Below are 23462 nucleotides of genomic sequence, written 5' to 3'. Positions count from 1 at the left end.
GACCTGAAGCCAGATTCTCACGCGTTACTCACCCGTCCGCCACTGTGTCCGAAGACACCGTTCGACTTGCATGTGTTAAGCATACCGCCAGCGTTCATCCTGAGCCAGGATCAAACTCTCCGTTTTGTTCTGTTTCGAGTTTGTGGCTCCGAAAAAAAATATTTCCCGGAATCCTAGTTATTAATTTTGACTATCCTTTTGAGAAACCCCAAAAGTAAAATCTTTTGACGAGGATTGGTTTTTTCTTAAGCTTTCAAAGTATTATGTTTTTCAGGTTCAGCCGTGGTTGGCTTCTTTCGCCTTTCCACTTAACTAGAGTAACTAGTCATCCCCTAGTTTGTCAAGGGGTAAATTTATTTTTTTTCTAAAAGGGCAAATCGCTTGACTGCACTTGCTTTCAGGTGAATGGGTTAAGCAATAGGAGGGAGGCAAGAACGAAGTGGCTAAACCGGACTGTATGAATAATGCACGTTGCTTGTCTCTAAATGGGATCTGATGCAGGTTGAGTGATTATAGTAATGATTATCGAAAATGGCAGGAGGTAGTCTTGGTGGAGGCATTTATCCTGAATCCAAATGCTCAAACTAACTATATATATAAGAGCATAATTGTTGCGGAGCTTGCGGTTTAAGACTCCTATCCTACAGGTGACGCTTATATCGGCATTTACACGATCGCCATCACTACGTTCGCGGATCGTTTGGAAGAGAAGATAGGCGTTACAGTGAGTCTAGCGCTGTAGAGGGACTTCAAAATTTATAATGAGTTTTTGAGAAAAAGCTAAAAACTAGACTAGGCAAGAAATACAGATGATCCGACCGCGTAAGGTCTTTGCTCAACATTGGCTCAAAAGTGAAAAGGCACTCGACGCAATTATTAAAGCAGCAGAGTGTACAGAAAGCGATGGCTCCGCCAACGGCAAAGGCGATCGCGTGCTGGAAATTGGCCCCGGAACCGGCATTCTGACTCGTCGTTTATTACCTTTAGTGCAATCTCTGGTTGCAGTTGAAATAGACCGAGACTTATGCCAACTGTTGTCAAAGCAGCTTGGTAAGACTGAAAATTTTTTACTGCTGCAAGGCGATTTTCTCACTCTAGATTTACCATCTTATCTGGCAGCCTTTCCCAATTTCCACAAGCCAAATAAGGTAGTAGCCAATATTCCCTACAACATTACAGGGCCAATCATTGAGAAACTACTGGGTACGATCGCTAACCCCAACTCCGAACCATTTGACTCTATAGTGTTGCTGGTACAAAAAGAAGTTGCAGAAAGGTTGTATGCTAAGCCGGGGTCAAAAGCCTTTGGGGCGTTGAGTGTGCGGGTACAGTATTTGGCTGAGTGTGAGTTAATTTGCACCGTTCCAGCGGCCGCATTTCATCCACCGCCAAAAGTCGATTCAGCAGTGGTACGATTGCGTCCCCGAAAAATAGAAATACCAGCGCTTAATCCTCGACAGTTAGAGAATTTCTTAAAGTTGGGGTTTGGTGCCAAGCGCAAAATGTTACGAAATAATTTGCAATCAGTTATAGAACGTGATCGCTTGAGCCACTTACTGGAACAATTAAAAATAAATCCCCAAGCTAGAGCCGAAGACCTCGGCGTTCAGCAATGGATAATCCTAGCAAATGAATTGGGAGTGGGGAGTAGGGAGTAGGGAGTAGGGGACAAGGGGATAAGGCAAATTTTTTCCCATTCTCCATTCTCCATTCTCCATTCTCCATTCTCCATTCTCCATTCTCCATTCCCAGAAAATGCGTTCTTACAGCCTAATTGCCCCTGCCAAAATCAACTTGTATCTGGAAATCATTGGCGATCGCCCCGATGGTTATCATGAATTAGCCATGATACTTCAAAGTATTGGACTAGCAGACCAAATTGATGTGCATTCTATCAGCACTGACAGCATTCGCGTTCACTGCAACCACCCACAAGTACCGACAGATAAAAGTAATCTGGCATACCGCGCAGCAGAATTAATGGTAAGGCAATTTCCCGAAGCCTTTGCTAAATATGGGGGTGTGGAGATTACCGTTAATAAACAGATTCCTGTAGCTGCTGGGTTGGCTGGGGGTTCGACAAACGCAGCAGCTGTCTTGGTAGGAATAGATTTACTGTGGAAGTTGGGGCTAACTCAGTCCGAATTAGAGGATTTGGGAGGTACACTTGGTTCAGATGTGCCGTTTTGTGTAGCGGGTGGAACTGCGATCGCAACAGGTAGAGGTGAGCAACTTTCTCCTCTGCCAAGTTTGGATAATATTTATATAGTGTTGGCAAAATACCGCAGCCTGGAAGTTTCCACCGCTTGGGCATACAAAACCTATAGAGAGCAGTTTGGTCATTCTTATATTAGAGATAGCGACAACTTGGCAGTGCGTGCTAATGCAGTTCATTCAGGAGCAATAGTAAAAGCTGTCGTAAATAAAGATGCGGGAGAAATTGCCCAAAAACTGCACAATGATTTGGAGCGCGTGGTATTGCCAGCCTATCCCCAAGTATTGCAACTGCGAGAAGTTTTTGCAAATCAAGAAGGCGTTTTAGGAACAATGATGTCTGGCTCTGGGCCAACAGTATTTGCTCTTTTTGAGTCTCAACAGCAGGCAGAACAAATTAAGCTGCAAGTGAGAGAAGCAATTATTGATGAGGACTTAGAATTGTTTGTAACTCGGATAATCACACATGGGATTAAAGTGGTATCGTCTGTTTAAATAATTTTTTTCGTTAATGAAGCATAGGGGATAGACAAGAATTATTCCTAATGACCCAATCCAAAATCTAAAATCCAAAATCGTATGAGTGATCAAAATTTAACGCCACAAACAGATACTAAAATACAGGCGAGTGCGAGTCCTTTACGCTGTTTAAGTGGGGCGATTATTTCTGGAGGAATGGGATATGCAATGTATTCGCTGATGATTGCGATCGCTACAAATTTTGCTACTAAACCTCTCCATTCAATTAATCCATTGGTAATTAAGATTTCTTCTGCTGTTAGGACTCTGGTTGTTGGTGTAGTTGCTTTAGGAAGCGGGATATTTGGTATAGTAGCAATTGGTTTGTTGGCTTTGGGAGTGCAATTATTAGTGCAGGAGTTGAGCAAGCAGAAAAGTAGTGAAAACTAGTAATTTGCTTTGAATCAAGGTTCAGTATATTTTTGTTTCCTGCACCTCTGCTTCTTCTGGTTAAGCTTTTTGGAATTGGCGTAGACGCAAAGCGGCTTGTTGTCAGAGATCGCTCCTTGAACAGCAGATGTTGTAATTTCGGTGTATAGTATAGCCCTCGACTTTAACAGATTTCGGGTTGACACTTTATAAACTGGCTCAATATTCACAAATATATGTGGAATTGATACCAGTTACACTGAAGTTGATAGCAGCAACATCACTTATGAGCAAAATTATGAACACAACCAAGAGATATTTTTTACCCCTTATTTTTGTGACAATCGTTGTCAGCTTGAGCAGTTGTAGTTCTAACCCCACCACTCGTAATATTGACAGTGAAACGCCATCCCCTACTACAACACGGACGAATAGGGCATCGTCTCAGACTCCCAGCCAAATTCCTAGCGTAGCTCAATTAAGCGAAAAATCTCCTAATCAAAAATTTCCTAAGGAAAATACGCCTTCCTCATCAACTCCTAAAGCTGTCACTAGCAAAACTACCAACGTCACGATGTATACAAGTGATACCCAATGTCAAGAACTCATTCCAGAAAAGGTTTCAGTGCCAGCTGAGGAACCAGTGACAAATGTAGTGAGTAAAATTTTAGAAAAACGAGATACAAGCGACTTGAGCTTGTCTGGGTATCGTGTCAACATCAAAAATGGCATTGCTACAGTTGATTTGCGAATATCCCCTGATTCAAAGCGACAAATAGCTTCTCTTTCTAGTTGTGAACAGTTTGCTCTGTTTGGCAGTCTCCGCAAAACCCTAACAAGTAATGCCCAATGGAATATTAAAGAGGTTCGCTTCACCTCGCTCGGTGAAGACATTGTTCTTTAGTTAAATATGGTAGTCAGTGCCGTCATTAGCTAAAAAGATTTTCCAATTTGAACAGCCACAGGACTCATGCATCAGTAGTTGCCAAAATAGTGTATGTTCTAGTCAATTTAAAACAGTTGTAAATAGTGGTATTATTGATTTTAGCCCTAAGTTTATGGCAGCAATTCGCGGGTGTAATTCAGTGGTAGAATGTCACCTTCCCATGGTGAACGTCGTGGGTTCGAGTCCCATCGCCCGCTTTAAAATCAGAACCTAAGCTACCTATGTGATTGCTTCTGTTGGTACACTTGCCTATGAATTTGTTGAGCCAGACTTTACTAGGCATCTAGAGCCTGCGGGCGTTGTTATTACACTGCACATACTACAGGTTGCCGATAAAGGACTGACGTTAGACTGATATTTCTATTGGGAATTTTTCAGCAGGTTTTTAGAAATTTACGCAGAAATGTCTACGCACTCGCTAATGGATGACAGCTAATGGTAAAAAACAATTAGCGATTCGCAATTAGCACTATGGCAAATTTTCTCCAACCACCAAGATTACGCATTGGTGAAGACACTGAAGAAGAACGACGCGCCACTTGGCTGGAACTGTTTTATGATTTGGTTTTTGTAGTTGCAGTTTCTCAACTCGCCCACAATCTCAACGAGGATATCTCTCTATCAGGATTATTTGGGTTTGTAGTTTTATTTATACCAGTTTGGTGGTCATGGATTGGCACTACATTCTACGCCAACCGCTTTGACAGCGATGATGTGGGACATCGACTGTTGATTGGTATACAAATGCTGACAGCAGCAGCAATGGCTATTAACATCCACCACGGTTTGGGTGAGAGTTCCCCTGGTTTTGCAATTTCCTATGCTCTCGGTCGGGCTGTGCTGGTAATAGAGTATGTCCGGGCTGGAAGACATATCCCTTCAGCACGTCCTTTGACTACTCGCTACGCTATTGGTTTTGCGATCGCAGCCTTGCTTTGGTTAATATCAGCATCTGTACCCATCCCTTGGAGGTTCGGATTTTGGACACTGGGAATCATTATTGACTTTGCTACACCCTTAACAGGACGTAAGTTTCAGGTCGGGTTACTTCCCCACGCCTCCCACTTACCAGAACGTTTCGGGCTATTTACCATTATTGTTTTGGGTGAAGCAATCATTGCGGTGGTCAATGGTGTTTCTGAGCAGAAATGGGATGTTTTAACTGTAATTTCTGGCGTGTTTGGTCTAATTATTGCCTTTAGCTGGTGGTGGGTCTATTTTGATAACTTGGGCGGTAAACCTATTGAGATAGCGCGGACACATGGAAAAGTTGGTGTTGTCAATCTCTGGCTCTACACCCATTTACCACTAGTGATTGGGATTGCTGCTGCTGGAGTTGGCGTAGAACAAATTTTGTTGAGTAAGCCAACTTTAGCACTACCCGATTCCCAGCGATGGCTCATCTGTGGTTCAGTAGGATTATGCTCTCTAGCTGTCAGTATTCTCCACAGATTTGGGGTGATCCGTTATTGCAAAATCCGTTCCCAGTATCGACTTGGGGGTGCAGTCATGCTGCTAGCGATCGCTATCTTTGGCAAAGGTTTGTTACCTGTTGCAGTCATTGCCCTTGTAGCTGTAGTTTCTGCTGTCCAAGTCGTTCAAGATTTATATCAGAGTCGCCCCACTACCCGCTTGGTTGACCCTGAAATCTAGCTCATAGCGTAGTAGTAGTGCACAGATATGTGCTACTACTATGTATCCACGCAATTTAAATCTGAGGATTTATCTGTAAGGTATCTATCCTACGAAAGATTTTAAATAAAATATAAATAAATATTCATATAGTTATTTAAAGATTATGTAATCTTAGTATTCAAACATGACGTTGTAAAGCTGATAACTCAACACATTGCCGTCTATCGGAGGTTACAGAACCAAAGGAGGAATGTCATCATTAGTAGATGTACCTTTGGTCAGGTAAGTCAAGTAGGTGAAATATTTATTAATATTATTAATAGGAAGTGTAAATTCAGCGTCAGGAGTCAGAAAAAATTCTTAATGGCAGGTATTTCGCATCAATCATCAAGTTTTTCACCAATAGAACAGAAGATAATGAAAGACAAAGAACCATCAGACTCTAAAGAATTCGTCGGAAATCTCAAGAATGGAATCTGGCTGTTTGGCTTGTCATCTTGGGTATTCGGCATTACCGATCGCAGCATTGCTTCATTTGCGGACGGCTATCTATCTGCTTTGGATTTGACGCAACTATTCACAGCCGCTACGTTCTTTGTGGCGTGGCTATTTTTGAAACCGACATCTAGAGTTTAAGATCGGCGACTGGTTGAGTATCGAGTCACTTTTGATGCTAGTCATGTCAAGATTCGGAAACTTATCTCCAGTAACAATATGGGAAATTTTTCTTCTTCCCAAATTGCATACCAGAGGCGGAGGTTTTCACCAAAAAATTGCTTGACTTCCATTCTTAAAAATGCATCTGACACGAGCGCTGGTACATTGGGGTCATACTAAACTGCCATATCAGCCCCGAAAAACCAGTCTATTCGATTTGCCCATGCCATAGCTAGTAAGGCTTTAAGTAAACTAGGGTGATTTTTTCACCATCCAGACTTCTTAAATTGTAGCTAGATTGTATCTTTTTCCTTTTGAAGCCAGAGTTCTAGCTTTTTTAATTTAGGTGTATCTAAAAAATTTTTTCTAATTTTCCGGAATTGATTATGCTCAGGTGGTAGTCTCTATCAGATTAGCGATTTATACTGAAACTCTATAACGAAACCTTCGGGGTATATAACCCCAAATTAAAAGCCCGGTCTTCATGACCGGGCTTTTATTGACAATTAGGAGTTAGGAATTGTTTTTAACTCCTAACTACTCATTAAATTAGGCAAAGGCAGCAGTTGTCACATCGTTATTCGACAGAATTTCTTGCAACTCTTCAGCGTCTACCGTTTCTTTATCAACCAGCATTTGCGCTATCTCATCTAAAATGTGGCGGTTGCCCACTAACACTTCTTTAGCGCGTGTATAGGCTACATCCACAAGTTTACGGACTTCTTCATCAATGGCGGCGGCGGTTTCTTCAGAGAAATCACGCTCTGACATGATATCTCGTCCGAGGAACATGTTACCTTGCTGACGACCAAGAGCAACAGGGCCTAAGCGATCGCTCATGCCAAATCTGGTGATCATCTGACGTGCAACCCGTGCTACTTGTTGGAGGTCATTAGAAGCACCAGTGGTAACTTCTTCTTCACCAAAGATTAATTCTTCAGCAATCCGACCACCCAAAGCCACAGCCATTTGATTTTCCAGATAAGCGCGGCTGTATAAACCTGTGTCCATCCGGTCTTCGCTGGGAGTAAACCAAGTTAAACCACCTGCGCGACCGCGAGGGATGATGCTAATCTTCTGCACAGGATCGTAGTCTGGCATCAAAGCACCAACTAAGGCGTGACCAGCTTCGTGATATGCTACCAAGGTTTTGCGCTTTTCGCTCATTACTCGGTCTTTCTTCTCTGGGCCAGCTAAGACCCGATCAATCGCATCGTTGATTTCATCCATCGAAATCTCAGTCAAATTCCGGCGTGCTGCCAGAATTGCGGCTTCATTGAGCAGGTTGGATAAATCTGCGCCAGTAAATCCAGGGGTACGACGGGCAATTTTATCCAAATCCACATCTTTCGCCAAGGTCTTACCACGGGCGTGAACCTTGAGAATTTCGCTGCGTCCGGCATAGTCGGGACGGTCTACCACAACTTGACGGTCAAAGCGACCAGGACGCAATAGGGCTGCATCTAGGACATCAGGACGGTTGGTAGCGGCAATAATGATGATGCCAGTATTACCTTCAAAGCCATCCATTTCTGTGAGCAACTGGTTGAGGGTTTGTTCCCGCTCATCGTTACCACCACCTAAACCTGCACCCCGTTGACGACCTACGGCGTCAATTTCATCGATGAAGACGATACAAGGAGCATTGGTCTTAGCTTGTTCAAATAAATCGCGGACGCGGGATGCACCCACACCGACGAACATTTCGACAAATTCTGAACCGGAGATTGAGAAGAAGGGTACACCTGCTTCACCAGCTACGGCACGAGCTAGGAGAGTTTTACCTGTACCAGGAGGGCCAACTAACAGTACACCTTTAGGAATTTTTGCACCAACGGCGGTAAAGCGATCGGCGTTTTTCAGAAAGTCTACAACTTCGTTTAATTCCAACTTGGCTTGGTCAATACCAGCAACATCGCCAAATGTTACCTGAGTTTGTGGTTCCATTTGGACTCTAGCTTTGGATTTGCCAAAGTTCATCGCTTGGCTGCCTGGGCCACTTTGAGCGCGACGTAGCAAGAAGAATAAGCCAACCAAAAGCAATACAGGAAAAAATAAGCTGCTCAGTGCCTTAAACCAAAATCCTTCATCGGTTTGGGGCAAAACAGAAATATCAACGCCTTTAGAAGTCAAAGTATTGATCAAGTCTGGATCGTTGACTAAGGTCACAATCCGTTTAGCCGGGTCATATTTGGGTGTAACCAGTGCTGTGGAGCGATCTGCACTCAAACTGACTTTTTCTACTCTGCCTTGTTGAACTTCTTGAATAAAGCGACTATATCGCCATGTCTCTCTGCTTTGGGGTTGTTTGTCGAAAAATGCTGTTCCCAGCGCAATGACGACAATAAACAGCAGTGCGTACAGCCCTGCATTTCTCCATCTTTTATTCACTAAGGTCTATCCTCCGGTATTTTTCGCGCGATCGCCTAGCGTCTCTGATCACAAAGGTGATTATTAAGAATTATGTTAACTTATCTTAAGATATAACAAATTTGGCGTGGCTGTCATGCTAAAAAAAGCTCCCTTATTAGCTGAAAACTGTGATGGTAGGGATTATATTGTAGCGACCCTGAAGGCTGATGAACGGTATGAATGGGAATAATTTCTACCACACTATTAGTGTAGGCGATCGCTTCAAATTTCTGGACTAGCTCCACCGTCCAAATTTCTTCCCGCACTGGCATCTGGTGGTTTTGCAACCAGTTTAGAAGTTGCGATCGCAAAATTCCCGGTAAAATTCCGGCCTTCATTGGCGGCGTGTACCAACTGCGATCGCGCCATCCCCAAAGGTTGCCTGTGCTGGTTTCTAGCCAATTTCCTTGAGCATCAACTAATATTGCTTCTTGAGCATCTAAACTAGTTTTTGCTAACCAAGCACTCAAATAGTTTCCAGTTTTATGAGAGGGGAGAGAGCGATAAAATTCCGAACTGGCAACGGCGCATAAAATACCATTATTTTGTTTTTCTGTCAAATCTTGCGGTAAGAATCTGCCAGTTATCCACTCCCGTCCATCGGGAAAGAGAGTAATTCTGAGAATAGGAAAGTGTGCGAGGAGAATTTGAGCGCCTTGACGTAGACGGTTCCAATCTGGTTGCTGCCAACCAAAAGATTGTACTGAGAAGAGTAAGCGATCGCAATGTGCTTGCCAATTAGTTAAATTACTATCTAGCGAGTTCTGATAAACCCGCAATGTTGTAAAAACAGTTGCCCCATAAAGTAAACCCGGATCATTAATATCTAATTCTAGGGTTTGGGAGTGAATTAATTTACCGTCATACCAAAAAATATTATTTGTCACAACTAGATTGCTTGTTGCTACAACTCAATTGAAAAGTGATGACTTGTAATGCTCATACGCTGCATGAGATAAAACCTATGAGCAGCAAATCGCTGAACACCAGAATCAAGACTCAGGTGTTCACAGCTATGATTTTTTGCATATTCAATCAGCCACTGAAATAACTGTTGTCCATAGCTATTTGACCGTTTAAACTCATCAACAACTAAATCATCAATGTATAAAAATTTTCCCGAAGCTAAACAAGTATAAATGCGAAATCCAGCGACTGCTACAGCTTGCTTTTCTACTTCTAAGAATGCAAGTTGATATCCTTCTTTCATTTGATATCGAACTTGTTCTACAAACTTATCTTGCTCAAGGTGAGGGCGCAACTGGGAAATAACAGGAAAACACCCTAATATTTGAAAGTCAGATTCTGCCAATTGTATTGACATCAGTGTTAACCTACTCAATCATATGTGAGAAATTTGAACCCGATTGGGCGAATATAATTTGCTACTACACTTGCAGCAACCCGTTATAACTAATAAATTAATCTTTTGGGGGGAATACAATTTTGTGAGTCCCTTCATCAGTTGTAATAACTTTCCCTCCCAAAGCTTCAATTTCCCTAATTGCACGTTTTTGATTTCTCTCATCAACTTGATTATTCAAAACTATTGCCCAGGTAGCAATTTGAGCATATTTGCTGTTGGGATTTCGACTCAGAAATTCAGCAGTTTTTTGGGAAGTATGAGCGATCATCTGACTCTCTGCATCTGAGAAGTTACTAGCCCAGTTTGCCGCAGTTGCAAAAGATTGTTGGGCAGCTTTAGCGTTGCCTAAAAATAATAACTCATCAACTCCTTTATAACGCCAAACGTAATAAGACTTTTCGGGAACTGAAGCAGAGAGTGATTTTAAGCCTTTCTCTGATAATGCGATCGCACGTTCTGGCATAGCAGCATATAATGAAGTACTGATAGAAAGACTGCGATACGCTGCTAAAAATCGCGGGTCACGTTCTAGAATTACTTCAAAATACTCTGGACTTAAACTGTAACCTGTTTTATCCCGAACTTCATCATCTCCGAAATATTGTAAAAAATTGAGATATACCAAATCTGCAATGAAGTTATCATAACCAAAACTAGGCATTTTTTCGAGAAAATTAAGACGGATGCTTTCTGATTTTATTTCTTTCTCTAAAGCTTCTAAAGAGGCAGATTCTTTGCTCTTTATCAATTCTTGCAGTCGAGGGAATTGAATTAAGCCAACTCCTAAAATACACGCACAGACTAAAAAAGGTGTGACAATAGCTTTACGCGATAACAACATATTTTTCTTATCTTCCCAAGCAGACTAAATTATTGTATACAATGTGCTTATTGTAAAATGACCTAGTTATATAGTCATAGAGTTTACCTGAAGGGGCGACGAAACAGGCTAAAAAGCTTTGTATGTAAGGCGGGTAACATTTTGTGATAGAAAAAGATAGGTCTAGTTTTGTCAATAAGACCTACCTAATGATAATGTTACCTACATTCTACCAAAACCAATTAAAAAGTCAATTGAGTTTAGCAGAATACCTGTTTCTAAAAATTTTGCTGAATCTCTTACAGTCAGTAAAAGAAGTAACTTTAGAAAAGTTAGCCAACGCTCTACCGTTGGCAATTAAATTTGAGAGTAGAAGAAAAAGAATACAAAGATTTTTATCATTACCAAATCTCACTATTGAAAAAGTTTGGTTTCCCATTGTTAAAGAATGGCTAGAAACATACTTAAGCGATGAAAAAATTATTTATATAGCAATTGATAGAACTAATTGGAGTCGGATAAATTTTGTGGAGTATATTTTAAGTTTTATACGGAGGCGAGTTGTTAGATTTATTATGCACCGCTTGCTAAGGTACGTAGATTAGATGCTCTCATGGCGCGGGTTGCTATACCAAATTATTAAGAGGAAATTCCTAAAAAAATACTGTGAGTTTAGCCAACCCTTGAAAAGAGTTGGCTCTTTTGCTAGAGATTGTCTATGAGAGTTGCAGACTAGGTAAATCCTATTTTTACTTTTGGAAAAGTTGCTAACATTGTTGAGCGATCGCCCAATCTTCTTGAGTATTTATCACTAATATCTGCACTGCTGAATTCAGTAGGCCTAATTCCTTATTATGTAAATAATTGTAACAATAACTAATACTTCGCGTAAAACTCACACTCTAAACTCGATATAAAAGTATAGCTATGTTGGTGTTGTTTCATATAGTTCAACCAGGATTTACACACGTTCATACGGAGTTCATCAACTTAAAAATGCTTTTGATAGTTCAAACGCTCACTCTTTTCTGCAACGTTACTTCTAGACAAAAGTAGCTCTGTCTTAATTGAGCAAAAATAGTTCTGTCATCCAAGTTATTTAAGGAAATGAGGTCAAAAAATGGCAACGCAACTGAACACAAACCAACAAGAATTGGAAGAACTAAAAGAACAATCAGCAAGCAGATTCGATACCTCAGAAGCACAAATAATTAAACCGTCACCTTCAATAGAGGAGCAAACTCAATTACAAAAACTAGATCAAGTAGAAACAGGCTCATCTACAAAACCCTCTGGTTCTAATCAAGGTACGCCCAACCCAGATACAATCTATGGCACGAATGGTGTTGATATCATTGCCAGTTTAGGTGGCGACGATCAAGTTTATGGTCGAAAAAAAGATGACATCATTAGTGGAGGAAGTGGAAATGATTACCTTGAGGGTAATGGGGAGAAGGACACAATCTACGGTGACTATAGTCCTAGTGGAAATTCAGACTTAATTACAAGTGGCAATGATACCTTAAAGGGTGGTGAAGAAAACGATAAACTTTATGGTCAAGACCGTAAAGATACTGTTCATGGTGGTAAGGATAATGACTATATTGAAGGTGGGGCCGATAACGACAACATTTATGGTGAAAGTGGCAACGACACCCTCTATGGTGATGACATAGAGGGCAATCCTGGCGTTAGCGGTGACGACACAATCTCTGGTGGTAGTGGCAACGATAAAATTTATGGTGGTCGAGGAAACGATAACCTCGACGCTAATAGTGGAAAAGATTTACTTGTTGGTGGGCAAGGTAACGACTCCCTTAATGGTAGCGCCGGCAGTGATGAGTTGATTGGTACTGATACAGCGTTCTTTGGTCAACTGCAACAAGGATTTGGCTTTGGTGAAAAAGATACCTTAATCGGTGGGAAAAATAACGACACATTTGTTCTAGGACTTGCACAAGCAAATGCTAGAGATGTAAAAGGTAATGATAGTGTTGTCTTTGATGTAGTTTTATACAATGACGGCAATATTAAAGCCAGTGGGACTCAAGACTACGCTCTGATTAAAGACTTTGGCTCCAAGAACGATGGTGTTAACCGTGGTGTAGATAAAATCCAGCTAGCAGGTTCAGCAAGTCAGTATTTGCTGAGTGCATCTCCTGTTAGCTCGATATCTGGTACGGGAATATTTTTTACCCCAGGCCAAGTTGTGCCTGAACTCATTGGTATTGTTGAGGGAATTTCGCTCTCCAATCTAAGTCTTTCCGATAGCAATCAATTCATTTTTGTTTGATTAGAAGTTCAGGCTCAGGGTATTCAACCAAAATCTTATCTGGGCGTTACTGCACGCCTAAAGGACTCCAATTAAAAAAATATCCAACTTGTAGGATGCGTTATATCTCTGGTTAATGCACCATGACAGATTAGATCGAAATTGTGGTTACTTTATTAATGCACCCTACAAATTAAGATTGGATAATTTATTTTTTGGTAGTCCTTTAATAGCAAAAGGCAGGAAAACTATCTTATTCCTATTTGCAACAAAAGGAACAAAAGCTTTATGGCTTCAGATATCGTTATTCAGTTTGCTGAAATTCTCGAAAATCCGACAATCTTTCCCGATGAACAGGGAAAACTGAAAATTGTAGTTAAAAATCAAGGTGATACACGGTTCAACGGCCCTGTAAACCTTAAACTGTATGGATCAACCGATAAAGTTCTTGACATCAATTCTCTAAACACACTCGAACAATCAAGGGGTGCAAGGGATTTACTCAGGGGCAAAGATGAGCTTTTGGGCGGTTTGAACGATCAAAGGGTTAATTTAGCGCCTGGTCAATCTAAAACATTTACTGTGGATTTTGCTGGATCTGAGTTCCGCACTGCAAGTGTTGTCTCTCCAGGACTCTACTATTTGATTGGACAGGTAATACCAGGTAATAACGTTACTGAAAGTAATACAGCCAACAATGTAGCCAGCCAGTTAATTACTGGAGGTGACGTTGTGATCCAATGGAATTCAATTCTTTTAAATGCCATACAAGCATCGGGAACAGCACCTCCACTGGGGGCACGCAATCAGGCGATCGTTCAAGCGGCAGTTTATGATGCCGTCAACGCAATTGACCGGAGTTACAAGCCTTATTTAGTGAACATTAGCGCATCGGAAGCTGCGGGGGCATCGAAAGAAGCTGCGGCAGTTGAAGCAGCCTACCGAACGCTGGTCAATTTGTTCCCAAAACAAAAAACTACGTTCGATGAACAACGGCAAAGGTCTCTTGCAGCAATCCCGGATGGTACGGCTGAGGACAAAGGCATTGCGATCGGAAACAAGGTTGCCCAGCAAATACTCGATAACCGGAAAAATGATGGTTCAAGTACTGCACAAGAACCATACACGCCGGGAACTGGCTTTGGGGATTGGAAGCGAACTTTCACCGATGGTGAAACAACAAATAATACTACCAATTTTGCACCAGCATTATTGCCCCAGTGGGGTCTAGTAACTCCCTTTGCTATAGACAGTGTTATCCTGTTCCGTCCAGATACTTTCCCTGAGTATGGTAGCCCTCGGTATACGAGAAATTTTAATCAGGTTAAGGCGCTTGGCGCTGAAAACAGCACTGTTCGCACCGCAGATCAGACGGAAATTGCCCAATTCTGGGCTTACGATCGCGGCGATACTTTCAGACCACCAGGTCAGTTGAACGAACTCGCGCAAGAAGTAGCATTGGCTCAAAGCAATACCCTCGAGGAGAATGCCCGTTTATTTGCGCTGCTGAACATTGCCCAAGCTGATGCGGGTATTGTTGGGTGGGATGCCAAGTACGTCTATGAGCAATTGCGCCCGATTACTGCAATCCGCAATGCCGATCAAGATAATAATCCTGATACGATTGCCAATCCTAATTGGGAACCTCTGCTAGATACCCCACCATTCCCAGATTACATCTCAGGACATTCTGTATTCGGTGGTGCATCAGCCGAAATTCTGAAACTTTTCTACGGCACCGACGACATCAGTTTTGACATTCCTTCACAAGAATTACCTGGCGTTGCTCGCTATTACGGTAGCTTTTCACAGGCAGCCCAAGAGGATGCCGATAGCCGGATTTATGGTGGCGTCCATATTGAAGCGGCCACTATAGACGGGGTGCAAGTAGGTAGGAATGTTGCCAGTTCCGTGTTTAATAACTTTTTGACTCCAGTTTAGATATACTCACAGAATTTTAGATTTTAAATTTTGGATTTTGGATTGAATATTCAAAATCCAAAGTTTAAAAAGGTCCCAGAGCAAGCGAATTTAAACGTGAGAATTAGCACAAGTCCACGCTTAGTGGACTATAAACCAATACGCTTGGGTTAAGGCTTAACTCTTTGTCAAAGTTAATTTTTTTAACGAACCGCGTTGGCAAAGCCTCTCGCAGAGAAGACGCAAACACGAGTGTGTCTCCAAGAGTTGAACGCAAAGGAAGAGAAGAAAAAGAAGGAAAAAATGCTTAACTGAACTGTATTGGACTATAAACCTTACCCAGTCTTCAATAGATAGACTTTAGCTATCAGCCTCAAAATTCATTAGACCTCTTGCAAAAATCCTAGATGTGTGGGACAAGTAGGTTAGAGTTGGGTAGCATTGATGACCTACTTTCCAAGTAAAGAACCTAAAGCTAGAAGACTTTACAGCAATGTGTGGTGTACGCGAGCGAGACTTTCAAGCAGATGCTAGAGATAGTGCGATAAGCCTAACGGCATAGCGGGAGCTTACCGCAAAAGGCAACAAAACAAAAAACTTTCCCGACCAGGTAAATTAAGCTTAAAAGACCAATTGTTGATGACGTTGGAAAAAGAGAGAGAGTACCGTACCTACTTCCAAACAAGCAAATGCTGTCGCTCAACAAGCAAATGCTGTCGCTCAACAAGCAAATGTGATCGCTCAACAAGCAAATGTGATCGCTCAACAAGCAAATGTGATCGCTCAACAAGCAAATGCCATCGCTCAACAAGCAAATGCCATCGCTCAACAAGCAAATGCCATCGCTCAACAAGCAAATGCCATCGCTCAACAAGCAAATGCCATCGCTCAACAAGCAAATGCCATCGCTCAACCTGACTTTTCACGGGATGTGGAAAAGGGGATAGACTTTTGCAAGAGGTCTATTCTGAGGCGGTTGTTGGGACTGGTGCAAGTTCTGAGTTTTTCAATAATTGCCAACATTGGCCGGCGATCGCCCAATCTTCTTGAGTATGAATAACTAATACACGCACTGCTGAATCGGGTGTCGCAATATCCTCATCAACAGGCTGTTGCTGATTTTTTTCAAGGTCTATTTTCAATCCCAAAAAACCAAAGGTTTCACAGGCGGCTTGGCGAATATCCGGGGAATGTTCACCCACGCCTGCTGTGAATACCAAAGTATCTAATCCGCCCAAACTAGTAAGCATTGCACCGATACCAGAACGCAGACGATGCACGTAGATATCCAATGCCAGTTGAGCGCGGGAATTACCTTGAGCGATCGCTTCTCTCACCTCACGCATATCGCTAGATACACCCGAAATTCCCTTTAACCCAGAAGCTTTATTTAATATATGATCCAACTTTTCGACGGAGTAATTGCAGTATTGCAACAGATAAATCAGAATCCCTGGATCAACTGAACCAGAACGACTACCCATCATCAATCCTTCTAGGGGCGTGAATCCCATTGTGGTATCAATGCTGCGACCGTTTTTTATCGCTGCCAAAGAACAGCCATTACCCAGATGACAGGTAATTAAGCGCTCAGGGGGAACATCTTGACCGAGAATTTGGGCAGCACGTTGAGAACAGTATTGGTGACTGATACCATGAAACCCATAGCGACGGATACCTTGTTCTACCCACTCATAAGGGCCGGGATAGATTGCTGCTGCATCGGGTAGAGTGGCATGAAAACCAGTATCAAATACTGCTATCTGGGTGACATCTTTTAAGATTTTTTCAATTGCTTCTATGCCTGACAAAGCGGCTGGATTATGTTCGGGAGCAAGGTTAGACAGACGAGCGATCGCCTTTTTGACATCCTCCGTAATTACCACACTATCTCGATAATCCTGTCCACCATGCACTATCCGATGCCCCACCACATCGATTTCTGACAACTGATCAATTACCTTGGTAGCACCATAACTAAGTGTATGGAGCATATAGGTGACGTGTGCCTGTGGGGAATCACCAGAGATTGATTCTTGCAGCGTTGCACCCGTAGCAGTTTTCACCTCAATTTCTGCCACACCCCGATCTTGAGTCCAGTTGATTTTACCTTCCCAAAGGGGTTGGGGTGCTTGGGTGGGGAGAACCTCATCTGCAATCTCATATAGACAACTCTTTTGGCTGCTCGAACCGGCATTTAGCACCAATATCTTCATATGACAACATAAAAACATGACCTGCTTTGATCATGTCATTAAGTACAGCATTTCATTAATTCGTAGCAAATTAAATTTGGCAATACCCTGCAATGCCAATGCGTCGGCTTACAATGCCAATGCGTCGGCTTACAATGCCAATGTGTCAGCTTACAATGCCAATGTGTCAGCTTACAATGCCAATGCGTCAGCTTACAATGCCAATGCGTCGGCTTACAATGCCAATGCGTCAGCTTACAATGCCAATGCATTCCCCTGCATTAAAAACGCTACGCTTTTACGCAAAACTGTACTAAGTTTAGCCCCATGCTTCTAGAACACCGATTCAGTATTCAAAATTTCTACACTCCGCCCAAATGCCTCAAATTCTCGCAAAGCACCACTAGGGGCAATTACTCGTAGCAAGTCACCGGGTTTCAGGAGCGATGGTAAGATTTTGGATGGCATGAAAAAAGTTAGGAGTCAAGATAAAGACTATAACTCCCATAAAATTTTGTTGAATCATTTTTCAAAGCGATCGCTGTTTAGATGCCCTTTTGCTGAAAAATATTCTAAGTGTGAGTAGTTTATATAAAAAACCTCGTTTACAGCCAGAGGCTGGAAATGCTGCTCAAGAAGGCTCTGCCGCCAGCAAGGGAGGCGGAGCCTCAACGACGGGCATTAAGAGTCTCTGACTCTTAACGAGATAACTTTGACATTACCCGGAAACTATTCAAGTAAGTCCCCTTAACAATCCGGCTCCAGCCCGACCTGCTGTCCCTCCTATTTCTTGAACCTGATCTATTACACGACTTGTATTCCGACCTATTTCACTTGCACTGTCCGTAGTTTCTTCTACTACGACATCTACTGTACCTCCTGTTCCCCCTACCACTGCCTGTAAATCCGCATCCGTGAGTTCCTCTTGCCATTCCATATCTTCTATGACTAGGCTATGACGTTGTAAATTCATTTGTTTGCCTCTCGAAACATGTGTAAAGGTGATAAGCTGTCGCGCTTTTAACTTGCATTGTTTGGACGGGCTGTCCGGCCCATCCCACAAGAACTTTGTTACCTGCCAGAGCAACTTGTAGACGGGACAGCTTACTACGCGTCTAAATGCTATTAGACTTTATAACTTGCTAATTTCCAATAACAACTATCATTAGCAGGTAGACAAATGTCAAAGATGTTGTTGATTGCTTTTTTTAACTGTTTTTAACGTCAAGGGCATTGGGCATGGGGCATTGGGCATGGGGCATTGGGCATTGGGTATTGGGCATGGGGCATGGGGCATTGGGCATTGGGCTTTGAACTGCGTTAACGAGTCTTTGAACTGCGTTAACGAGTCTTTGAACTGCGTTAACGAGTCTTTGAACTCCGTTAACGAGGCTTTGAACTCCACTCAAGTGCTCCTCATCCCCCACTCCCCACAACCCGCATCAAATCCAATTCGCGTTCAAATATTTCATCAATTGGCAACATTTGACCATCAACAGTCATAAATTTATGGTCTTTTGTTGCCCGAATTATTGAACCATCTTCCAAGCAATACTCAAACACCTCTTGTTGTCCGCGATCGTGCCACTGTGCTACAGGTTGCGTGTAAATATTTCCATTATTATCAACGCTGTACACAGTACACTCAATGCCTTTTTCTACAATCTCTCCAATCGGCATTAATCCATATTCTACTGTCAATATTTCCGTATCATAGCTTAAACAATATTCAGCAAACTTTAACATTTGCTCAAATAATTCATCCGCAACTTTTTTCTGAACACCGTTTTTCGCTGCGCCATCCACGAATTTTTCTCGCTGCTTTTGCATCTCAGAAACTTTCTTTTTACCCATCGCCCGACGCAGCAAGTCAGCTTGTCCTAAAGAATATCCAGCCATATCCTGAGCAATTTTCATGATTTGCTCTTGATAGACCATAATTCCATAGGTTTCGTCTAATATTGGTTCCAGAATGGTGTGTTGATAATCAATATTTTCTCGACCATGTTTGCGGTTAATAAATTTAGGAATCAGTCCTGCATCTAATGGCCCCGGTCGATACAGTGCCAAAATTGAAGAAATATCTTCTATATTAGAAGGCTTCAAATCTCGCACTATCTGACGCATTCCAGAGGATTCTAATTGAAATATTCCTTCTAACTCACCTGCTTCTAGTAGCTCATAAGTTTTTTGTACATCTTTTGGCAGAGTACTATGTTCACCTTTAGCTAATATCTTCTGCGCTTTTCTTTCCTGGCGAGGAATTTCATCAGGATCAACCCGATATCCTCTGGTTTCTTGAATCAAATCAACGGTCTTTTGAATCAGCGTCAGGTTCCGTAAACCCAGAAAATCCATTTTCAATAAACCCATTGATTCCAGGTCTTCCATGAAATATTGGGTAATCACCGAACCGTCATTATTCATTTGTAGCGGGACAATCTCATCAAGTGGATCGGCAGAAATTACGACACCTGCTGCATGAACACCAAAAGTTTTGTTAGTTCCTTCAATTCGCATCGCCATATCAAGCCAATGGCGAACATGGGGTTCTTTATCATATTTCTGTTTAAACTCTGGTTCTGGGGTTTGATCAGAAATCATCACCTTGAGTTTCGTTGGTTTACCGCGCACTACAGGAATTAATTTCGCCATTTTGTCAGCTTCACCATAGGGTATATTTAATACTCTGGCGACATCTTTCAAAACGGCTTTAGAAGTTAGGCGGTTAAAAGTAATAATTTGGGCAACTCTATCTGCACCATATTTTTCAGTTACATATTCAATAACTTTATCGCGTTGTTCAATACAGAAATCTGTATCAATATCAGGCATGGATTTACGTTCTGGGTTCAAAAAGCGCTCGAATAGTAGCCCATGATGCACAGGGTCAATGTTGGTAATTCGCATCGCATAGGCAACTAATGAACCAGCCGCCGAACCACGACCTGGCCCCACAGGAATGTTATTATCTCTAGCAAATTTGATGTAGTCCCATACAACTAAAAAGTATTTAGAAAAACCCATCTGCTGAATCATTTTCAGTTCGTATTCCAATCTTTCTTTATAGACGGAATCGACTTCATTGCGAGATTTGCGATTTAACCGTTCTAAAAGTCCGCTCCATGCAACATCTTCGGCGTAAGTGTCAGCAGTATGACCAGAGGGAATTGGGGGTGTAGGGATCTGAGGCTCACCCATAATATAGTAAGGCTCAACTTTATCGGCAACCTCTTCAGTAGTGGCGATCGCTTCGGCAATTACATCATCCGGCAAATGGTCACGAAATAGCTGCTGCATCTCCTCACCAGATTTGAGATACTCTGTGCCGCTATAACGCATCCGCTTATCTTCAATAATTAGCTTGCCAGTTTGAATACATAGCAAGGCATCATGGGCTTCAACGTCAAAACAAGAAATAAAATGCGAATCATTGGTAGCAACAATTTTAATCCCTAGTTCCCGCGCAATTTTGACGATTTCAACATTCACAATCCGGTCTTCTTGGGAGCCGTGGTCTTGAATTTCTAGATAATAATCATCACCAAATACATCTTTATACCACTGAGCAACTTTTCGGGCTGCATCTGGTCTATTACTGAGAATCGCTTGGGGAATTTCTCCACCCAAGCAAGCACTAGTGACAATCAAGCCTTCATGATATTGTTTGAGTAAATCTTTATTAATACAAGGACGAGAAAAAATTCCTTTGCCTTGAACACCTTTGAGGTGAGAAATAGTGGTTAATTTGACTAAATTTTTGTAACCTTTGGTATTTTTAGCTAAAACGACTTGATGATATTTCGGACGGCGTTCTTGTTTTTCAATATCGCCGTTAATTATATACATTTCATTGCCGATAATCGGCTTAATATTATGACTACGGCAGATTTTGATCAGTTCAACGGCTCCATACATGACACCATGATCAGTAAGAGCGATCGCTTTCATTCCCAGTGCGATCGCTTGATCCACTAACTCTGGTAGCTGACTTGCCCCATCGAGTAAACTGTAGTCACTATGAATATGTAAAGGGACAAAGGACATAAGCATCTCCAACCACAAGCCAAGATATCTCTAGGGGCCTACCTTGTGGTCTACCCTTTCGAGCTAGATTTTGCAAAGCAACGGAATCTTAGATTAACAGTTTTTACCTAAAATTAAAGCTGTTCTTTTTCCGAAATTGTCACTGTCATAAGTGTTGTTTTAATAGTTACAGCAGTTCATCAGCATCTAACTAATGAGTCAAAAAGAGAGTACTACTTCGCCTGAAACCAAAGCTAGCCCTTGGTGGCAGCGTATCCCTCTCACACACATTGCAAATTCTCATCGCCCTAGTAGCCGCAGTCAGCGTTGGAATTGCCCTTGGTGCGGGGAATCCCAATCCAAGCAATGCCACCTTAATCAATAATTTAGCAATTCCGGCTGAATTGGTGCTAAAGGCTCTTTGCGCCCTAGCTACGCCCCTGATTTTGGTAGCGGTGCTGCACACCTTAATGACTACGAATATCCCCGGTACAGCCGGACGACGGCTGGCAGTGCTACTTTTAACTAACACTACCGTAGCTATTTTAGTCGGGCTTCTCGTAGCAAATGTGCTGCGTCCGGGAACTTGGGGCAATGTAGCCACCTCAACAACTACAGAAATAACTACTCAGAGTCTTGATCCTTGGGCAATAGTCAAAGATGCTGTACCGGAAGCTGTCCTGAAGCCATTAGTTGATAATAATGTCATCCAACTAATTGTGATTGCCCTGAGTTTTGGCATCGTCTTACGAGGATTAAAATCTGAACAAATCGCCCAAAGCAAGAACGGATACCAGCCGATAGAGGATGTCATCGGGATTTTATTTGAAGCGGTAGTCCGTGTCCTCAACTGGGTAATTGCCTTAGTGCCGTTGGCAGTCTTTGGGATTGTTGCTAAAACCGTTGCTATGCAAGGATTTGCACCGTTTAAATCTTTGGGTGCATTTATCGTAGCGGTGCTGTTAGCACTGTTATTGCAAGCGTGCTACTACCTCACCAGAGTAAAATTTGGTTCTTGGGTACACCCGCTAAAATTCCTAGCTGGCGGTTCTGATGCCTTTTTGACAGCTTTCTCAACTTCTTCCTCTGCGGCGGCAATGCCCATAACCTTTGAGGTTTTGCAAACAAAAGTCGGTTTAAGAGAATCTTCTGCTGCCTTGGGGGCATTAGTCGGGGCAAATTTCAATAATGATGGCACTGCCCTTTATGAAGCAATGTCTGCGTTGTATATTTCCCAACTAATTGGGCAACATCTGAGTCTGGGACAGCAGTTAATTGTCATCCTTACCTCGATTTTTGCATCTGTAGGTGCGGCAAATATTCCCAATGCTGGACTGGTAACGATGACACTGGTGTTCACTTCTGTAGGCTTACCTACCCAGTACATCGCTTTGCTAGTTACTGTAGACTGGTTTCTGGATCGCTGCCGCACCGCGATTAATGTTATGGGAGATATGACTGTCAGTGCTTTACTAGATGGCAAAAAGCCTCGTTCTGTAGACGAGGCTTAATTTTACGGCTTTTGAGGTATCTAATGCTGTTGAGGCCCTTTGGCATCACATTCTTTAGCCCAGCAGCGTTCTAGAAGTCGAAGACGCCAGATGAATGCAAAGCGTTGGGGATTCAATACTAATTTAGTATCGTCACTAAATAAAGGCTGATTCAGATACTGCCAAAGGGGAAATTGAATTTTGGTGTGTTTTGGAGTCATAAGAACAACAAAATATTATAAAAGTTTAGTGGTAATAGTTGGCATTTTGTTTAACAACTGCCTGATACTGTTTTTCTAGTTAAAGGCTACACTGGGTTTCTGCAATTGTCTTGGTGGCAATTGCGGAATTTCAGTAAGTGAGTTTATGTTGTTTCCGCTTTAATACTGAAATTGCACACACCATTTTTCTGATTCCACATCCCGTGACAAGTCATACCATTTCATGACATTTCTGGTACAGATACGTTGGTAGGGGCGTAGATTTCTACGCCCCTACAGTCAATTCATCTGTTGCAAAGATTTTTAGAAGCGATCGCATTGCCATCCAGAATCTTAACTCGGTAGCCTGTTAGTAAATCGGGTAGTGTGGCGTTGAGGTGTCGAATTATGGCTTACAAAA

General features: G+C 42.2%; 19 protein-coding genes, 1 tRNA gene, 1 rRNA gene and 3 pseudogenes. 13 read left to right on the top strand and 11 right to left on the bottom strand.

The features are described 5' to 3' along the window. Positions 1-126 (bottom strand): 16S ribosomal RNA (locus tag LC586_RS25155); the annotation flags it as partial. 683 nt (positions 127-809) lie between these two features. Here LC586_RS25155 and rsmA point away from each other — a divergent pair. From rsmA to LC586_RS25120, 7 genes are all read left to right on the top strand, one after another. Further along, positions 810-1658, top strand: coding sequence for a 16S rRNA (adenine(1518)-N(6)/adenine(1519)-N(6))-dimethyltransferase RsmA (gene rsmA, locus LC586_RS25150; protein WP_229487606.1), 849 nt, complete (start codon positions 810-812; stop codon positions 1656-1658). Between the two features lie 97 nt (positions 1659-1755). Beyond that, on the top strand, positions 1756-2709 hold the full coding sequence (gene ispE / locus LC586_RS25145; protein WP_229487604.1) for a 4-(cytidine 5'-diphospho)-2-C-methyl-D-erythritol kinase: 954 nt from the start codon (positions 1756-1758) through the stop codon (positions 2707-2709). An 84-nt stretch (positions 2710-2793) separates the two neighbouring features. Continuing rightward, positions 2794-3123 (top strand): DUF3082 domain-containing protein, encoded by a 330-nt coding sequence (locus tag LC586_RS25140; RefSeq protein WP_229487597.1) that lies wholly within the window; start codon positions 2794-2796, stop codon positions 3121-3123. A 265-nt stretch (positions 3124-3388) separates the two neighbouring features. After that, complete coding sequence (locus LC586_RS25135; protein ID WP_229487595.1) at positions 3389-4006, top strand: sporulation/spore germination protein; 618 nt, start codon at positions 3389-3391, stop codon at positions 4004-4006. 167 nt (positions 4007-4173) lie between these two features. After that, a tRNA-Gly gene (locus LC586_RS25130) sits at positions 4174-4245 on the top strand. Between the two features lie 274 nt (positions 4246-4519). After that, positions 4520-5701: a low temperature requirement protein A gene (locus tag LC586_RS25125; RefSeq protein WP_229487593.1), complete on the top strand. Its 1182-nt coding sequence runs from the start codon at positions 4520-4522 to the stop codon at positions 5699-5701. A gap of 399 nt (positions 5702-6100) precedes the next feature. After that, positions 6101-6319 carry a hypothetical protein gene (locus LC586_RS25120; RefSeq protein ID WP_196528241.1) on the top strand — a complete coding sequence of 73 codons (219 nt, stop codon included), beginning with the start codon at positions 6101-6103 and terminating at the stop codon, positions 6317-6319. A gap of 570 nt (positions 6320-6889) precedes the next feature. Here the strand turns inward: LC586_RS25120 and ftsH3 are convergent. The 4 genes from ftsH3 to LC586_RS25100 form a co-directional block, all read right to left on the bottom strand. Further along, positions 6890-8731 carry an ATP-dependent zinc metalloprotease FtsH3 gene (gene ftsH3 / locus LC586_RS25115; protein ID WP_229487591.1) on the bottom strand — a complete coding sequence of 614 codons (1842 nt, stop codon included), beginning with the start codon at positions 8729-8731 and terminating at the stop codon, positions 6890-6892. A 113-nt stretch (positions 8732-8844) separates the two neighbouring features. After that, positions 8845-9639, bottom strand: a complete 795-nt coding sequence (locus tag LC586_RS25110; RefSeq protein WP_229487581.1) for an aminotransferase class IV — start codon at positions 9637-9639, stop codon at positions 8845-8847. A gap of 17 nt (positions 9640-9656) precedes the next feature. Further along, positions 9657-10076, bottom strand: coding sequence for a GNAT family N-acetyltransferase (locus tag LC586_RS25105; RefSeq protein ID WP_229487579.1), 420 nt, complete (start codon positions 10074-10076; stop codon positions 9657-9659). Between the two features lie 97 nt (positions 10077-10173). Continuing rightward, the gene (locus LC586_RS25100; RefSeq protein ID WP_229487569.1) at positions 10174-10959 is read right to left on the bottom strand and encodes a hypothetical protein; all 786 of its coding nucleotides are present in this window, start codon (positions 10957-10959) and stop codon (positions 10174-10176) included. 194 nt (positions 10960-11153) lie between these two features. On the opposite strand from LC586_RS25100, the pseudogene LC586_RS25095 reads away from it, so the two are divergent. The 4 genes and pseudogenes from LC586_RS25095 to LC586_RS25075 form a co-directional block, all read left to right on the top strand. Continuing rightward, positions 11154-11462, top strand: a pseudogene (locus LC586_RS25095) (IS4 family transposase); the annotation flags it as partial. Between the two features lie 596 nt (positions 11463-12058). Then, on the top strand, positions 12059-13231 hold the full coding sequence (locus LC586_RS25090; protein WP_229487567.1) for a calcium-binding protein: 1173 nt from the start codon (positions 12059-12061) through the stop codon (positions 13229-13231). Positions 13232-13498: 267 nt separating this feature from the next. Beyond that, entirely contained in the window at positions 13499-15151 is a 1653-nt protein-coding gene (locus tag LC586_RS25085; protein WP_229487564.1) for a vanadium-dependent haloperoxidase, read from the top strand. 712 nt (positions 15152-15863) lie between these two features. After that, a complete protein-coding gene (locus tag LC586_RS25075; RefSeq protein ID WP_229487562.1) occupies positions 15864-16190 on the top strand; it encodes a hypothetical protein in 327 nt (108 codons plus the stop codon). On the opposite strand, the gene LC586_RS25070 is transcribed toward LC586_RS25075, so the two are convergent. Continuing rightward, positions 16093-17346 carry an acetate kinase gene (locus LC586_RS25070; protein WP_229487618.1) on the bottom strand — a complete coding sequence of 418 codons (1254 nt, stop codon included), beginning with the start codon at positions 17344-17346 and terminating at the stop codon, positions 16093-16095. The genes LC586_RS25075 and LC586_RS25070 overlap by 98 nt on opposite strands. A 16-nt stretch (positions 17347-17362) precedes the next feature. Here LC586_RS25070 and LC586_RS25065 point away from each other — a divergent pair, with 16 nt between their 5' ends. Next, positions 17363-17662 carry a hypothetical protein gene (locus LC586_RS25065; protein WP_229487560.1) on the top strand — a complete coding sequence of 100 codons (300 nt, stop codon included), beginning with the start codon at positions 17363-17365 and terminating at the stop codon, positions 17660-17662. Positions 17663-17682: 20 nt separating this feature from the next. Here the strand turns inward: LC586_RS25065 and LC586_RS25060 are convergent. From LC586_RS25060 to LC586_RS25045, 4 genes and pseudogenes are all read right to left on the bottom strand, one after another. Continuing rightward, a pseudogene (locus LC586_RS25060) lies at positions 17683-17793 on the bottom strand (LD-carboxypeptidase); the annotation flags it as partial. A gap of 265 nt (positions 17794-18058) precedes the next feature. Next, the gene (locus LC586_RS25055) at positions 18059-18298 is read right to left on the bottom strand and encodes a hypothetical protein (protein WP_229487558.1); all 240 of its coding nucleotides are present in this window, start codon (positions 18296-18298) and stop codon (positions 18059-18061) included. A 210-nt stretch (positions 18299-18508) separates the two neighbouring features. Next, the gene (locus LC586_RS25050; protein ID WP_229487542.1) at positions 18509-18730 is read right to left on the bottom strand and encodes a hypothetical protein; all 222 of its coding nucleotides are present in this window, start codon (positions 18728-18730) and stop codon (positions 18509-18511) included. Between the two features lie 11 nt (positions 18731-18741). Next, positions 18742-21372, bottom strand: coding sequence for a DNA polymerase III subunit alpha (locus tag LC586_RS25045; RefSeq protein WP_229487534.1), 2631 nt, complete (start codon positions 21370-21372; stop codon positions 18742-18744). Between the two features lie 193 nt (positions 21373-21565). Between LC586_RS25045 and LC586_RS25040 the strand changes: the two are divergent. After that, positions 21566-22862, top strand: a pseudogene (locus LC586_RS25040) (dicarboxylate/amino acid:cation symporter). A 20-nt stretch (positions 22863-22882) separates the two neighbouring features. Here the strand turns inward: LC586_RS25040 and LC586_RS25035 are convergent. Further along, the gene (locus LC586_RS25035; RefSeq protein ID WP_229487455.1) at positions 22883-23062 is read right to left on the bottom strand and encodes a hypothetical protein; all 180 of its coding nucleotides are present in this window, start codon (positions 23060-23062) and stop codon (positions 22883-22885) included. Between the last annotated feature and the right edge of the window lie 400 nt (positions 23063-23462).

Source organism: Nostoc favosum CHAB5714 (genome assembly GCF_020829495.1).
Lineage (GTDB): Bacteria > Cyanobacteriota > Cyanobacteriia > Cyanobacteriales > Nostocaceae > Nostoc > Nostoc favosum.
The sequence above is the reverse complement of the archived record's forward strand: the minus strand, read 5'-3'. Positions and strand labels throughout refer to the sequence as shown.